This is a genomic window from Thermococcus nautili (genome assembly GCF_000585495.1).
GTDB classification, from domain to species: Archaea; Methanobacteriota_B; Thermococci; order Thermococcales; family Thermococcaceae; genus Thermococcus; species Thermococcus nautili.
In genome coordinates, this window is the sequence record NZ_CP007264.1 from 102,933 (window position 1) to 117,486 (window position 14,554).

The 14,554-nt window shown below is 56.5% G+C and carries 16 protein-coding genes; 13 read left to right on the forward strand and 3 right to left on the reverse strand.

Features of this window, described 5'->3' with window-relative positions:
- Positions 1-10: 10 nt before the first annotated feature.
- The 3 genes from hypD to BD01_RS00565 are packed head-to-tail and all read right to left on the reverse strand — an operon-like array spanning position 11 to position 1,681.
- Positions 11-1,120 carry a hydrogenase formation protein HypD gene (gene hypD, locus BD01_RS00555; RefSeq protein WP_042688843.1) on the reverse strand — a complete coding sequence of 370 codons (1,110 nt, stop codon included), beginning with the start codon at positions 1,118-1,120 and terminating at the stop codon, positions 11-13.
- 1 nt (position 1,121) lies between these two features.
- Positions 1,122-1,382 carry a HypC/HybG/HupF family hydrogenase formation chaperone gene (locus BD01_RS00560; protein ID WP_014122950.1) on the reverse strand — a complete coding sequence of 87 codons (261 nt, stop codon included), beginning with the start codon at positions 1,380-1,382 and terminating at the stop codon, positions 1,122-1,124.
- A 44-nt stretch (positions 1,383-1,426) separates the two neighbouring features.
- The gene (locus tag BD01_RS00565) at positions 1,427-1,681 is read right to left on the reverse strand and encodes a HypC/HybG/HupF family hydrogenase formation chaperone (protein WP_042688846.1); all 255 of its coding nucleotides are present in this window, start codon (positions 1,679-1,681) and stop codon (positions 1,427-1,429) included.
- A gap of 69 nt (positions 1,682-1,750) precedes the next feature.
- Here BD01_RS00565 and BD01_RS00570 point away from each other — a divergent pair, with 69 nt between their 5' ends.
- From BD01_RS00570 to mobA, 13 genes are all read left to right on the forward strand, one after another.
- Positions 1,751-2,128, forward strand: coding sequence for a DUF302 domain-containing protein (locus tag BD01_RS00570; protein ID WP_042688848.1), 378 nt, complete (start codon positions 1,751-1,753; stop codon positions 2,126-2,128).
- A gap of 104 nt (positions 2,129-2,232) precedes the next feature.
- The gene (locus BD01_RS00575) at positions 2,233-2,826 is read left to right on the forward strand and encodes a TetR/AcrR family transcriptional regulator (protein WP_042688849.1); all 594 of its coding nucleotides are present in this window, start codon (positions 2,233-2,235) and stop codon (positions 2,824-2,826) included.
- A gap of 128 nt (positions 2,827-2,954) precedes the next feature.
- Entirely contained in the window at positions 2,955-5,012 is a 2,058-nt protein-coding gene (gene fdhF / locus BD01_RS00580) for a formate dehydrogenase subunit alpha (protein ID WP_042688851.1), read from the forward strand.
- Between the two features lie 10 nt (positions 5,013-5,022).
- A complete protein-coding gene (locus tag BD01_RS00585; protein WP_042688855.1) occupies positions 5,023-5,520 on the forward strand; it encodes a 4Fe-4S dicluster domain-containing protein in 498 nt (165 codons plus the stop codon).
- A gap of 50 nt (positions 5,521-5,570) precedes the next feature.
- The gene (locus BD01_RS00590; RefSeq protein WP_042688858.1) at positions 5,571-6,950 is read left to right on the forward strand and encodes a proton-conducting transporter transmembrane domain-containing protein; all 1,380 of its coding nucleotides are present in this window, start codon (positions 5,571-5,573) and stop codon (positions 6,948-6,950) included.
- A 6-nt stretch (positions 6,951-6,956) separates the two neighbouring features.
- Positions 6,957-8,948, forward strand: a complete 1,992-nt coding sequence (locus BD01_RS00595; RefSeq protein ID WP_042688860.1) for a proton-conducting transporter transmembrane domain-containing protein — start codon at positions 6,957-6,959, stop codon at positions 8,946-8,948.
- Between the two features lie 4 nt (positions 8,949-8,952).
- Entirely contained in the window at positions 8,953-9,876 is a 924-nt protein-coding gene (locus BD01_RS00600) for a respiratory chain complex I subunit 1 family protein (RefSeq protein WP_245599252.1), read from the forward strand.
- Between the two features lie 2 nt (positions 9,877-9,878).
- Positions 9,879-11,678: a hydrogenase large subunit gene (locus BD01_RS00605; RefSeq protein ID WP_042688865.1), complete on the forward strand. Its 1,800-nt coding sequence runs from the start codon at positions 9,879-9,881 to the stop codon at positions 11,676-11,678.
- On the forward strand, positions 11,678-12,283 hold the full coding sequence (locus BD01_RS00610; RefSeq protein ID WP_042688867.1) for a 4Fe-4S dicluster domain-containing protein: 606 nt from the start codon (positions 11,678-11,680) through the stop codon (positions 12,281-12,283). Before BD01_RS00605 ends, BD01_RS00610 begins: the two co-directional genes overlap by 1 nt.
- Positions 12,283-13,113, forward strand: a complete 831-nt coding sequence (locus BD01_RS00615; RefSeq protein WP_042688869.1) for an NADH-quinone oxidoreductase subunit B family protein — start codon at positions 12,283-12,285, stop codon at positions 13,111-13,113. Before BD01_RS00610 ends, BD01_RS00615 begins: the two co-directional genes overlap by 1 nt.
- A 1-nt stretch (position 13,114) precedes the next feature.
- On the forward strand, positions 13,115-13,432 hold the full coding sequence (locus BD01_RS00620) for a hypothetical protein (RefSeq protein ID WP_245599254.1): 318 nt from the start codon (positions 13,115-13,117) through the stop codon (positions 13,430-13,432).
- Between the two features lie 39 nt (positions 13,433-13,471).
- Positions 13,472-13,918 carry a hypothetical protein gene (locus tag BD01_RS00625; RefSeq protein WP_042688873.1) on the forward strand — a complete coding sequence of 149 codons (447 nt, stop codon included), beginning with the start codon at positions 13,472-13,474 and terminating at the stop codon, positions 13,916-13,918.
- Positions 13,915-14,490, forward strand: a complete 576-nt coding sequence (gene mobA, locus BD01_RS00630; RefSeq protein ID WP_042688875.1) for a molybdenum cofactor guanylyltransferase MobA — start codon at positions 13,915-13,917, stop codon at positions 14,488-14,490. Before BD01_RS00625 ends, mobA begins: the two co-directional genes overlap by 4 nt.
- Positions 14,491-14,554 lie beyond the last annotated feature (64 nt).

The following is a 14,554-nucleotide window of genomic DNA, read 5'->3' on the forward strand; positions in this document are numbered from 1 at the left end:
ACCTTTGGTGTTAGAACAACGCCCCGTACTTGTAGAATATCGAGCACGTTCCCTCGTAGGACACCATGCACGGCCCTATTGGGTGCCTCGGCGTGCAGGTCTTTCCGAAGTGCGGGCACTGCGGTGGCAGGGCCAGTCCCCTGAGGATTGCCCCGCAGAGACAGCCCTTCTCGAGGTCGGGGAGCTTCGGGACTTCGGGGTCGTAGTAAGTCCTTATCTCAAGCTCCTTCCACTCCTTCCTCAGCTCGAGACCGCTCTTGGGCATGACTCCGAGAGCGCGCCACCTCGCGTCCTTGACCTCGAAGAACTTGTCTATGAGCTTCTGGGCAACGACGTTGCCCTCGTATTTAACGGAGCGAGTGTACTCGTTGATTATCTTCGCCTCGCCGGCCTTCACCATTCTGACGAGGTAGAGTACCGCGAGGAGCATGTCAACCGGCTCGAAACCGGCTATAACCTGGGGAACGCCGTACTTCTCGGTTATCGGCTCCCAGCCCTTGACGCCTATTATAACCGAGACGTGGCCGGGGTCAATGAGCCCGTGGAAGCGCGTTCCCTGCTTTATAAGGACCTCAACCGCCGGTGGCGTGAGCCTGTGAACCGAGTAAATCTTGAAGTTCTCCAGCTCCTCCTGGGCAACAACGTTGAGCATTCCTGCGGCCGGGGCTGTGGTCGTCTCGAAGCCCGGTGAGAAGTGAACCACCGTCCTGTCGGGGTTCTCCTTGGCTATGCGGTAGGTGTCGTAGATTGAGTAAACGACCCTGATGTCGTAGCCCTCACTCTTCAAATCGGCGAAGCTTCCCCTCGGCGTCGGAATCTTGTACATGTCGCCGAAGGTCGTCATGATTATTCTGTCGCCCTCCTCGTAGGCCTGGCGCATTATCTCCATCATCTTGACGATGTCCTCGACCGGGGTTATACAGACCGGACAGCCCGGCCCGCTGAGTATCTTGACGTTCTCCGGGAGAAGAGAGCGGATTCCGGTTCTCGTCACGGTGTCCTCGTGGGTTCCGCAGACGTGCATGAAGCGGACCTCGTCGAGTCCTTTCGCCTCCTCGTGGATTTTCTTCACTATCTTCTGAGCGAGCTCCCTGTCCCTGAACTTGTCCAGCGTCCCCATTTCAATCACCCGGGTAGTAGTAGCCACCTATCGCGTCCTTTTCGAGCTTGAAGACCTCATCCCAGGCCGAGAGGATTTCCTTCGCGGTCTCTTCATCAACGCGCTCGATTATGAAGCCGGTGTGAATCAGCACGTACTCGCCGGGCTTGACGTCGGGCATCAAATCAATCCTGGCCTCTCTCTTGACGCCTCCGAAGTCCACCCACGCGGTTCCCTTCTCCCTGTCAACCTCCAAAACCTTCGCAACGGTCGCCAGACACATGAGCTTCACCCACCCTGGATTCTCAAACGGGCTATTTAGCCTTTCTAAAACCTCCGGTTTGAAACCGTGAAGGTCAGCTCGAGCTTCCTTGAGCGGTGGTATGAGCACCTCGCGAGGGTCTCTTCCGCCTCGCTCCTGCTGACCTTTTCAAGAACTATGCCGTAGTAAATCTTCACGTAGTCCCCGGGTTTTACATCTTTTACAAAGTCCAGCCTTGCCTCCCTGAGCTGGCCCTCAACGTCAACTATCGCCCTTCCATCCCTGACTTCGATGACCTTTCCCGCGAGCATCAGGGCCATGGTTATCAACCAAAGGTGATAGAAAACGATTTATAGACCTTTTCCTGACTAGTCAGTCAGGTGGTTCGAATGGACATGGGCCAGATGATTAACGCCGGAAAGAGCAAGTACTCCTACGAGGAGACCATAGGAAAGATTAAGGCCAAGGTCGAGGAGATTGGATGGAGCGTTGTTGCCGAGCACGACATGGAGAAGAAAGTCGGCATTAGGGTTTACATCATTGAGCTCTGCAACAAGGAGTTCGCAAAGAAGGCCCTCGAAAAGCCCGAGAACCGCTGGGTTTCTGCTTTTATGCCATGTCGGATTGCAGTTGCTGAAAACCCGGATGGAGTTTATGTTTACGGTATGAACATGGGTGCCTTTGCCGGAATGGCTCCTGGGGAGCTCGGGGAGCTGTTTAAGAAGGTTTCTGAGGTTGATGAGGTCATCCTCAATTCCGTTCTCTAAGTTTAGCCTTTTTCGTTTTCTGCCGTCCCGGCGGAAAGTTTAAATTACCCTTCTGCACATAATTGTCCATGAAGTAAATGACTGAGTGGTCAGAAGTGGTGGGCATGGCTACAAAGTCCCCTGGTAAAACCCGCGAGAAACTCGTGTCCTCTGCAATGGAGCTCTTTGCGAAGAAGGGTTTCGATAAGACCACGGTAGACGAGATAGTCGCCAGGGCGGGAGTTGCCAAGGGTACATTCTACCTCTACTTCAAGAGCAAAGACGACCTCATAAAGGAGCTTGCCTTTGAGGTCATGCCCATAATGGCCATGCCCTCGCTAAACGACCCCTACATAACGGTCTCGTTCCCAACCTTGGAGAGCTACCTCCTCCAGCTTGGGAAAGAGTTCCTTGAGTTCTATTCGGAGAGCTATCGGGCGGAAATCTTCTTCCACATGCTCTCAGTCCGGGAAAGAATGAAGAGCATAGATGAAATCTACCGTCAGTCCTGCTCGGAGCTTTTGAGAGAGGGTGCGAGGAGGATTACTGCCTACGTCAAGGTTGGTTTTGAAGATGCCCTCATAGCGTTTCAGGTCTTCATAGCGTCCCTCATGCACTACCTCCATGCGAAGGAATGTATCGGCCTCCCGGGTGACCATTACTTAAAGCGGGCCGTTAACGTTGTTCTCAATCACCTTCGCCTCTCTGCGAGCGTGTAACTGGGTGTATAGTTCTGTTTAACTAGCCCTATTGTGTAAAATCCATTTGTTTCGACGACTGCAGAAAACTATTTAAGGTTTTGGCGACGAGCCTAAATGACTGGTCAGTCATTAGAAGGGTGATAGCCATGGCCGAGAAACTCGTGCCCGTAGTGTGCCCCTGGTGTTCAGTCGGCTGTCGCTTTTACGCGGTCAGCGTGAACGGCTACATCAGGAAGATTGAATTCGACTACGACCACCCCACCGTCAACCGCGGAAAGCTCTGCCCGAAGGGCGTTGCCTCCTACCAGTTCATCAACAGCCCCAAGAGACTTAAGAAGCCCCTCAAGCGCGTTGGTGAGAAGGGAGAAGGAAAGTTCGAGGAGATAAGCTGGAGCGAAGCTTACAGGATAATCGCCGAGAAGATTAAGGAAATCAAGGAGACCTACGGTCCCGAGGCAATAGCCTTCCTTGGAAGCGAGAAGATAACCTTCGAGGAGAACTACCTCGTCCACAAGCTGTCAAAGGCGATAGGAACCAACCACCTCGACTTCCCGGGAAGGTACTGCCAGTACTCCAACAGCCCCGCGAGAACGGCTGTCTTCGGTAGCGCCGCGGCGACTAATCCATTCGAGGATGTTGCCAAGGCCGAGTTCATTCTGATTTGGGGTCACAACCCCGCTGAGACTGCACCTGTCTTCTTCGGTCAGTACATTGAGAAGGCCGTCCTCGACAACGGCGCCGAGATGGTCGTCATAGACCCGCGCGCGACGAGGGGCCACAAGTACGCGAGCATGCACCTCAAGCCCTACCCGGGAACCGACCTCGCGATAGCCCTGGCTATGCTCAACGTCGTCATAAGCGAGGAACTCTACGACAAGGAGTTCGTCAACGAGAGGACGACCGGCTTCGAGGAGCTCAAGGAGGCCGTTAAGGAGTACACACCGGAGTGGGCCGAGAAGATAAGCGGCGTTCCCGCCGAGGACATAAGGAAAGTTGCGAGGCTCTTCGCCACCAAGAGAACTGCCCTCTTCGTCAACGAGGGCCTCAACCAGCACGTCAACGGTTTCGAGTTCGCCCTCGCCCTCGCGAACCTCATCGCGATTACCGGCAACATCGGCAAGGAAGGCGTCTGGAGCGGTGTCTTCCCGGGCGCCCAGTGTGGATTCTGTGCCGCCATGACCGGCATCGCCCCGAACAAGCTCCCGACCGGCAAGCTCGTCACCGACGAGGCCGCGAGGGCCGAGCTTGAGAGGCTCTGGGGCTTCAAGATACCAGACTGGGTCGGCTTTGACCTGACAACTATGATACGCGAGATGGGCAACAAGATTAGGATGATGTACATCGTCGGCGGCAACATTGCCCGCTCTGCCCCGAACAGCAGGTGGGTCAGGGAACAGCTCAAGAAGCTCGACTTCCTCGTCGTGCAGGACATATTCCTCACCGAGACTGCTAAATACGCCGACATAGTTCTCCCGGCCGCGGCCTGGTTTGAGAAGACCGGAACGGCAATAAGCGCCGAGAGAAGGGTCCAGAGGAGCTACAAGGCCGCGAATCCACCTGGAGAAGCCAAGCCCGACTGGCTCATCCTGGTTGAGCTCGCCAAGGAGCTCGGCCTCGGCGAGTACTTCAAGTACGAGCACCCGGACGAGATTCTCAGGGAGATAAACAGCGTTATTCCAATATTCAAGGGCGCAACGCCAGAATACCTCGCGGAGCACCCTGAGGGATGCTTCTTCCCGTGCACCGAGCCCGGCGAGGGAACGAAGGTCCTCTTCAAGAACGGCTTCAAGACGAGCGATGGAAAGGCCCACCTCCAGCCTGTTAAGTGGCGCGAGCCGCCGGAGATGCCCGATGAGGAGTACCCGCTCTGGCTCACCAACTTCAGGCTCGTCGGCCACTGGCACACGGGAACCATGTCCTTCGAGAGCCCGAGCCTTGAGAAGCGCTGGCCAGAGGAGTACGTCATGATTAACCCGAAGGACGCCGAGAAGTACGGCATAAGGAGCGGGGACCTCGTCAAGGTCGAGACCAGGCGCGGAAGCGTTCTCGTCAGGGCAGAGGTTACTGACCACGTCAGGGAGGGCGTTATCGCGATGCCGAACCACTGGAACATCAACGTTCTGACCCTTGAGACCATCCACGAGAAGACCAAGATGGCCGAGCTCAAGGCCGTCGCGGCCAGGATTAGGAAGGTGGAGGAGTGAGGTGGTTGGAATGAGCAAGAAGATTTTCCTCGACTATAAGCGCTGTATCGGCTGTAAGGCCTGTGAAGTGGCCTGTGAAATGACTCATGGCGAGGCAAGGATAAGGGTCTTCGAGTTCCCCGACCTCTTCACCGTTCCCTTCAACTGCCGCCACTGTGAAAAGGCTCCATGCGAAAACGTCTGTCCGACTGGGGCGCTCTTCAGGGACGAGGACGGCGCGGTTGCCTTTGACCCGCTCAAGTGTATCGGCTGTCTCATGTGTGCCGTTGCCTGTCCATTTGGAATTCCAAAGCTCGACGAGGAGAACAAGATTATGGATAAGTGCGACCTCTGTTCCGACAGAAGAGCGGAAGGAAAGCTTCCAGCGTGTGTCTCGGCCTGTCCAACGGAGGCCCTGCTCTACGGTGACATGAACGAGGTGCTTTGGAACAGGGAAGGAAAGATAGTGGCCAACTTGAAGAGCTCCGCCGAGAAGGGGGAGGGAGAAAAGGCCTACATCGTCCTCTGACCTTATTTTTTGCAACGAAAACCTAGGGTTAAAAACAAGGGGTGATGGTGATGATTGAACTGGTGCTAATCTCAGCGCTCATCCCCTTCGTGCTCCTGATACTCTGGAAGCTCGAGGGGAAGACAGCCGACCTAATAGCGGGCGCGATTCTCGGCGTTTCCCTGCTCCTCAACGGTATGGCCCTCTATGACTTCTTCTCAAAGGGCTCTGACAAGGTTTATCACACCGCCTACGTTACCACCGGCAACCTTGGGGAGGTCTTTGGAATAACCGCCGATACCGCCTCAATGCTCATGGGGCTCGTCTCGATACTAATCGCGTTTCTCATGGCAGTCTACGCGAGCAAGTTCCTTGACTCGGGGAAGGGGAAGTTCTACGCGCTCTTCGGCCTGCTCACCGGCGCGAGCATGGTTTTCATCTACTCGACCAACCTTGTCCAGTTCGCCGTTGCGCTTGAGCTCATGGCGATAGCGATGCTTTGCCTCGTGGAGCTCGGTAATGCCAAGACTGACGCCCTCAAGGCCTTCCTCGTCCTCAACGTTGGAGTGCTCCTCATCCTCGGAGCGGTTGCCGTTCTCGGCACGGGACAGGACCTTACCAAGGCCACTTATGACGGCACGGCGTTCCTCCTGCTAATCTTCGCGGCCTTCATGATGAGCTCACAGTTCCCGTTCTACTCCTGGCTTCCGGACTCAACAGCCTCTCCTATTCCCGCGAGTGCCTATGTGCACTCCGCCTCGATTGTCCCGCTCGGCGCCTACATGCTCTTCAGGGTTATCCAGTACATGAAGCCGAACGACGACTACTTCTGGCTCCTTGGAGGTCTGACCGTTGCCCTCATAATCCTGATGATGATTTACTACCCGCTCCAGCGCGATGCAAAGAGGCTCATAGCCTACTCCACCATAGCCCAGACCGGCGTTGCATACATAACCCTCGCCTACGCCCTGCTCGGCCACGTCGCGGGAATCCAGATAGCCCTCTATCAGGTCGTCAACCACGCGGTCGTCAAGGCCCTCGCCTTCGCCTCCGTCGGAGGACTCGCCTTAGCATACGGCACCACCGACCTCAAGCTCATCAAGGGCATGAGGAGAACCGTCCCCTGGACGAGCATAGCATGGTTCATGAGCTTCCTCGGACTGGCCGGTGTCCTTCCGCTCGGCCTGTTCTTCAGCAAGGCCTTCACAATCATGAGCACCAGACACGCCAAGGGAATCGCCTCGTGGCTCTTCCCGGCAGTGGTTCTCATAGACGCGGCAATATTCCTCATCGTGGTCCTCCTCTGGTTCAGGGAGATATTCTTCGGCGAGGGTGAGGCAAAGAAAGAGCCAAAGGTCATCGTTGCAGTGCTCATCGTCCTCATAATCGTCGGCATAATAATGCCCTGGGTCAGCCTCGACGTTGTGATGAAGATAGGCTTTGCGGGGTGATGTGAGATGATACTCGAATACGCGATTGGGGCGTTCATCCTCGGTGGTCTCGTCGGCCTGATTAGGGACTACAAGGCCACGGTTAAGGCGTCAAGCTTCATGGCGTTCCTCGGTTCACTCGCCCTCCTCTGGCAGGTTTATGCCGTCTACACCAACGGCCCCGTTTCGGGAAGCCTCTTTGGAATCCCCGTCAAGGTGGACGACCTCTCAATAATCTTCCTCCTCATAATCGGCCTCGTTGGAGCGGCCGCTTCCCTCTTCGCGATAAACTACATGGAGCTCTTTGAGAAGGTCGGCAAGGGCTGGGTCTACGCGATAGCCTACAACACCTTCCTCGCGAGTATGGCCCTCGTCGTTACCGCGGACAGCATGGAGTACTTTGTCATGGGCTGGGAGCTCATGACCCTCAGCTCGTTCATACTGGTCTTCTTCAGCGAGAGGCCGAGGGACACCGACGCGAGCGTCAAGTACTACATCACCATGCACTTCCTCGACACGATTCCGCTCTTCCTCGCCCTGGGAACCGCCTACTCCCTCGTCGGCGGCTTCGACGAGCTCACCTTTGAGAACATAGCGAGCGCTATGGCAACCGCATCCACGAGCACCAAGCTGGTCTTCACGGCGCTCCTCATGATAGCCTTCATGACCAAGTCGGGAATGATACCCTTCCAGTTCTGGGTTGCCGAGACCTACCGCGCGGCGCCGACCAGCGTTTCAGCCGTCATGGCCGGTGCGATGGAGAAGGTTGCCCTCTACGGTCTCATCGCCCTCATCTGGAGAACCGTCGGAACGAGCTACGGCCTCGGCCTCTTCGTTGCCGTGATAGGTGCCATAACCCTCACCGTTGGAACCCTCTACGCACTCAGAGAGACGAACGCCAAGAGACTCCTCGCCTACCACTCGATAGGCCAGATGGGCTACATATGGCTCGGCCTTGGAATAGGAATGGCACTCATCCCGAAGGGTGGCTTCCTCGGCGCCGTTGGAGCCCTCGGTGCCTTCGCGGGACTCTTCCACGCCCTCAACCACGCGATATTCAAGGCCTCGCTCTTCCTCTCTGCCGGAGCCGTTGAGTACAGAACCGGAACCGTTGACCTCAACGAGCTCGGCGGTCTCGGCAAGACCATGAAGGTAACCGCCTTGGCGGCGCTCTTCGCCTCGCTCGCCATAAGCGGTGTTCCGCCCTTCAACGGCTTCATCAGCAAGTGGCTCATCTACGTTTCCGGTTATTACTCGAACAGCTACGTTTTGGCCCTCGGCGCAGTACTGGCTGCCTTCATCAGCGCCGCTACGCTTGCATCGTTCATCAAGTTCTACGGAACCCAGTTCGGCGGTGAGATGAAGCGCTACGAGAACGTTCAGGAGGTCCCGGCCGGAATGCTCGTTGGCCAGTGGATTCTCGCTGGTCTAACGCTCCTCATCGGCGTCTTCCCGGGAACCGTCACCGGAATCCTCAACGTCTTCAACGCCCCGATAAGCGATGGCGTTTACAAGATAGGCTTCCAGTCCGTGGTGTTCTCGCCGGTGCTCTTCGTGATAGTCCTCGGAATACTGACCTTCGGACTCTACCTCGTCTTCAAGCCCGAGTACAAGGAGGCCAAGCCCTGGGACTGCGGTTCAACAGAGATAGACGAGGACGAGTACAGGATAAACGCGGAGGGCTACTACATCAAGTACGAGGAGAAGATAGGCTCGTTCTACCACCTCGGCGACTGGTTCTACCGCGTTGGAGCCGGAATAATCCGCTACATCGTCAGGGCCTACCTCTGGATGGCGAGCTACTTCACCAAGATAGTCGACACCCCGTACACCAGGATAGAGACCCTCGACGACCTCCGCGAGAGGGAAATCATGCACATAGACGAGGAGGTCTTCAAGCCACTCATCAGGTTCCTCAACATAGCCAGGGACGTCATCCCGGGAATAAGGCTCGGCACCTTCATCGTCATAGCCCTCGTTGTCGTTGGGGCTATCGTGGGACTGCTAATAGTCATGTGAGGTGATGAAAATGGAGACGACGGCCAAGCTCGCCTTCAGCTTTATCGGTGTGCTCCTGACCTTCCTCCTGCCCCCTTACCTCGACGGAATAGCGAGAAGGGTTAAGGCAAGGCTCCAGTACAGGCGCGGGCCACCGCTCATGCAGACCTGGTACGACCTCAACAAGCTCTTCAGCCTTCCGTCGGTTAAGCCGACCAAGAGCGCGCTCTTCACCTGGGCACCTTTCCTTGCCCTCGCCTCGGCCGTAATCGGCGCTCTCCTCCTTCCCTACGGAAACGTGGTGCCCATTGACATAGGCTTCAACTTAGTGGTGTTCTTCTACGTGATACTGATGGTCAGCGTGTTCCTCATGCTCGCTGGTCTGAGCGTCCAGAACGCCTTCAGCCACCTCGGTTCGGCCAGGGAGATGCAGATAATCCTCACCGTCGAGCCCCTCATAGCCGTCCTCTACGGAGTCCTCGCTTACAACGCGGGCTCGCTCAACATAGCTGACATCATCTCGAACCTTCACCTAACGCCCTCGCTCGTCATGACCTACGTCCTGCTCGCCTACGCGCTCTACGTCGAGAGTGGCTTCATGCCCTTCGACATAGCGGAGGCGGAGCAGGAGGTTATAGGCGGTCCGCTCAGCGAGTACAGCGGAAGGCTCCTCGGAGTCTTCTACTACGCCATCTACATCAAGCGCTTCGCCCTGCTGTGGTTCTTCGTCAGCCTGCTCGTCCTCCCGTGGGTCGGGCCGATAGACACGACTCTCAAGGCGGCAGAGGTGCTCGCGGTTCAGTTCCTCCTGACGGTGGCTTTATATCCGGTCATAGCCTCACTCGAAGCAACGAACGCGAGGCTCAGGATTGACCACGTTGTTAAGATGAACACGAGGGCTTTCTTTGCGGGAATAATTATCCTCGCCATAGCGTTCATGGGGTGGTGAATATGGTAACGACGAGGGATTTGGAGGCTCACTTCGAGTTTGAGTGCAGGGCCTGTGAAAAGGGCCAGTGCAGAAAGGCGGACGTTAACACAATCCTTGCCGAGAGAAAGGGCCTCAAGGAGTTTTACGAGGCCTTCAAGGAGCACATAAGGGAATGCAAGAGGATGAGCTACGGTCAGTACCAGTTCGTGATTGACAGGGAAGTCCTTCCGGAGGCGGTGCTCTGGTGGCACAACCACCCTGAGTTCAAGGAGACCCACCTCTCAACCGCCGTTGGAACCGACGAGAGGCCCCTCAACGGCCACTTCGTCTACATGCCCTTCCTCAACGTCCAGGTTGAGCCTGAGAACATGGACGAGAACTACTACGTCTTCCTCAGGGCGTACCTCCCGGCCGACGACCCGAGCTTCCCGAGCGTCGCGGCAAAGCTTCCGGCCGCGCTCTGGATAGAGAGAGAAGTTAAAGACCTGCTCGGTTTCAACCCCGTTGGCCACCCGGACCCGAGGAGGCTCATATTGCCTGAGGACTGGCCGGAGGGAGTTTACCCGCTCAGGAAGGACATGGACTACAGGCACTCACCGATGGCCGAGACCAAGACCGAGTTCAGGGAGAAGCCTGAGGGAACGACGCTCGTCCCGATGGGCCCGGTTCATATGGGTATCGAGGAGCCGGCCCACTTCAGGCTCTTCGTCAAGGGCGAGGAGATAGTTGACGTGGACTATCGCGGTTTCTACTCCCACAGGGGAATCGAGAAGACCGGTGAGGGCAGGCTTACCTACAACCAGGTTCTCTTCCTCGCCGAGAGAATCTGTGGAATCTGTGGTTACCAGCACTCGGTAAGCTACGCGATGGCCGTTGAGCGCCTGGCCGACGTCGAAATCCCTGACAGGGCACGCTACATAAGAACGCTGATGCTCGAACTGGAGAGGATTCACAACCACCTGCTCTGGGTCGGCATTGCCGCTCACCTCGTCGGCTACGACACCGGCTTCATGCACGCGTGGAGAATCCGTGAGCCCGTCATGTGGCTCGTCGAGCGCTTAACCGGAAACAGGAAGCAGTACGGAATGAACATCGTCGGTGGAGTTAGGAGGGACATCCTTGACTACCGCAAGGAAGAGATACTCAAGGTGGTCAAGCAGATACGCGAGGAAACCAAGAAGTTCCTCGACATAGCTCTGAACACCAACACCTTCATCAAGCGCGCTGAGGGAGTCGGAATACTGCCCTACAAGGTTGCCAAGGCCTACTCCGTCCTCGGACCGACTGCAAGGGCCAGCGGAAGGAGGATTGACACGAGGCTTGACCAGGCAACGAAGACTGCCATGGCCTACAACGAGGTTGACTTCAAGGTTCCGGTCTACAAGGAGGGCGACGTCCTCGCGAGGGTTCTCGTCAGGATGGACGAGCTCTTCGAGAGCCTCTGGATAGTGGAACAGCTCATTGACCAGATGCCTGGCGGAGACATTATGGTTCCAATCGGCGACCTGCCCGAGTACGAGGAGGCCCTTGGATTCACCGAGGCCCACCGCGGTGAAGTGGTTCACTACGTCATGACCGGCGAGAAGAACAAGGTCTACCGCTGGAAGGTGAGGGCGCCGACCTACAACAACCTGCCGGCTGTGCCGGAGATGCTCAAGGGCTACCACGTAGCCGATGCACCGCTCATCATAGCGAGCATCGACCCGTGCTACTCCTGTACCGAGAGGGTTCAGTTCGTTGACGTCCAGACCGGCAAGGTGAAGGTTCTCACCGAGGCCGAGTTCAACGAGCTCTCAATCAAGTACAGGGGGGTGTTCTGATGGCCGAGAGCCTCTCCTACACCGAGAAGCTCAAGAAGTGGAACCGCTTCGAGGTCGAGAAGTTCAGCAAGAAGGCCCCTGTCACCACTCCCTATCCTTTTATTGACATCGAGAAGCCACCCGAGTACCGCGGAATCCCGCACATCAACCCCGAGAAGTGCATAGGCTGTGGTGCCTGTGTCAACGCCTGCCCGCCCGATGCCCTAATCCTCGAGTGGGACAAGGAGCACGGTGTTAAGAGGCTCACCTTCAACGCGGCGCGCTGTATAAGGTGCCACCGCTGTGTGGAGGTTTGCCCGACCGGCGCGATGGAACCGACGAACATCTTCGAGATAGCGACCGACAACAAGGAAGATTTGGTAGAGGTCGTCGAGCACAAGCTCGCTTACTGCGAGGAGTGTGGCGAATACCTTGACTTCACCGAGAGGCAGATTGAGTACGTTAGGAACATCCTGCCGAAGGAAATCTTTGAGATGTACGCCCTTGAAGACAGAATCGGCCTGACCCAGGAGGCAAAGATGCGCAAGACCGTCGAGAAGCTCAGGGAGACCGAGGGAATTCCAGTCTCGGCCTTCATGCTCGTGAAGAAGGGGGGTGAGGAGTGATGGGAAGAAGGCTCAAGTCCGTCTGGGTCTATCACGTTGATGCTGGTTCATGTAACGGCTGTGACATCGAGGTGCTCGACGTCCTCAGCCCGTACTACGACCTTGAGAGGCTCGGTATCAAGGTCATCCCCAACCCGAGGCACGCCGATGCCCTCTTCATCACCGGCCCGCTCACGAGGCAGACGAGGGTAATGCTCAAGAAGGCCTACGAGGCCATGCCACCGAAGCCGAGGATAGTGGTCGCTATAGGAACCTGCGCCTCAAGCGGTGGAATCTTCTACAACAGCTACGCCCTATACAACACCTCCCCCCAGCGCGGAAGGGACAGACTCAGGAGCGGTGGACCGGAGATGATAGTGCCGATAGACATGTACATCCCCGGCTGTCCGCCGAGCCCGGAGGAGATACTCTACGGCGTCGCCCAACTGCTCGGTATCAAGGAGAAGAAGATGAAGGGCGAATACTGGGTCGCACTCCCGCCGAAGGAGACGCCCAAGGCCGAGAACGAGGTCGAGTTCAGAATCCCCGACAGGCCGATACCGCTCCGCTACTGGCTTACCCTTCGCGAGGAGCTCAGGCGCGTCGTTGGCTACTATGACAGGGAGGCCGTCCTTGAGGACTTCATGGCCCTCGTCGAGAAGGCCTTCGAGAGCGACAACCCGAGGGAGAAGCTCCACGACCTCGTCACCGGCTACTTCCTCAAGGAGAAGGACTCCAGGATAAAGGTCGCCATGCGCTTCCTCGAAAACGAGTTCTGGAAGCTGTACGACGAGTACCACTCCCTCGGAGAGGCAATTAAGAGGAAGTACCCCGTGACGGCGGGTGTCTGAGGTGCCCTGGAAGCTCTACCGCTTTAAGTACGAGGACTACCCTGAGTACTCTGCGAGGATTACCGGCCACTACGCCGGCGACCTGCTAATCATCGAGGAGGAGGGCGAGCTGAGCGAGGAGGCAGTGAGGCTCATAAAGGGGGCCCTTGGAATAGACGAGAACGCGAGGGCCTTTGACATCGAGGTCAGAGACGTGCTGAGGCTCCCGATTAAGGAGTTGCCGGAGAAGGACAGAAAGGTCCTGCTGGAGGCTTCCGAGAAGCTCGACTCCGAGAGCAAGCTTCACATAGAGTACCGCTACCAGCCGAGCTTCGATTAAACTTTTATTTTCCCACAACTTTTCTCGGGAGGTGGTGAGATGAACGAGGAGACGCTGAAGAAGGCCAAGGAGGAGCTGATTCAAAGGGTAAAAGACTTCTACGGCGACAACCTTCTCTCTATAATCTTCTACGGAAGGCATCTCCGCGACCCGAGCTTTCCGGAGATAGACGTGGTCGTAATCATCGACAAACCCTACGACCCGGTGAAGATGAACCGCATGGCGGACTTCGTGGAGAACATCCGCGACCCGATAGAGGAGAAGTACGGCTACCACGTCTCCTTCGAGCTCTACACGCGCGAGGAAGCGGAGAACTTCCACTCCGGCTACCTTGACGTCGTGGTTAACTACGAGGTCGCCTACGATAAGGATAACTACTTCCAGAACCTCATGAACGACATGCTGAACCCCAAGAAGGCGATGGACTACGTGAAGTACATCAGCACCATCGAGTACATCCAGCTGGACGAGGAGAGGGAGGAATGATTGGGGCAGTTCTGGCCGGCGGAAGGGGCAGGCGCTTCGGGGGCGACAAGCTACTCTACAAAATCAACGGCAGGCCTTTGATTCTTTACACCATCGAGAGGCTTGAAACCGCCAGAAGAATCGACGAGATAATCTTAGTTGCCTCGAAGGACAACGCGGAAAAACTTGAGAGGCTCGGCTACCGCGTGGTCGTTGATGAGCTCCTTATAGGCCCGATGGGGGGCGTTTACACCGCCTTGAACCTCGGCGATGCCTTTGTCGTTGCCGGCGACATGCCCCTACTCATCCCCGAGTTCATTGATTACATAATTGAAGAATTCAAGAATAGCGGAAAAATAGCCTGCGTGCCGAGGTGGGAGAACGGCTACCTCGAACCCCTTCACGCCGCTTATTCCAGGGCTTTCCGCGAAATCCTTGAGGAGAAGATAAAAAGTGGAAACTACGCCCTCAACAGGGCAATCCGCGAGGCTAATCCCTGCTACCTCCCGATAGAGTCTCTCCCCGGGGAGTGGCGCGAGAGCTTCTTCAACGTGAACACGAGGGAGGATTTGGGGAGGATACAAAAGGGATAAATAGCATGCCCCTCAAAGTTTAATGGGAGAACCATGGGCATTGGAAGATGCCTTTTTCCTCTAC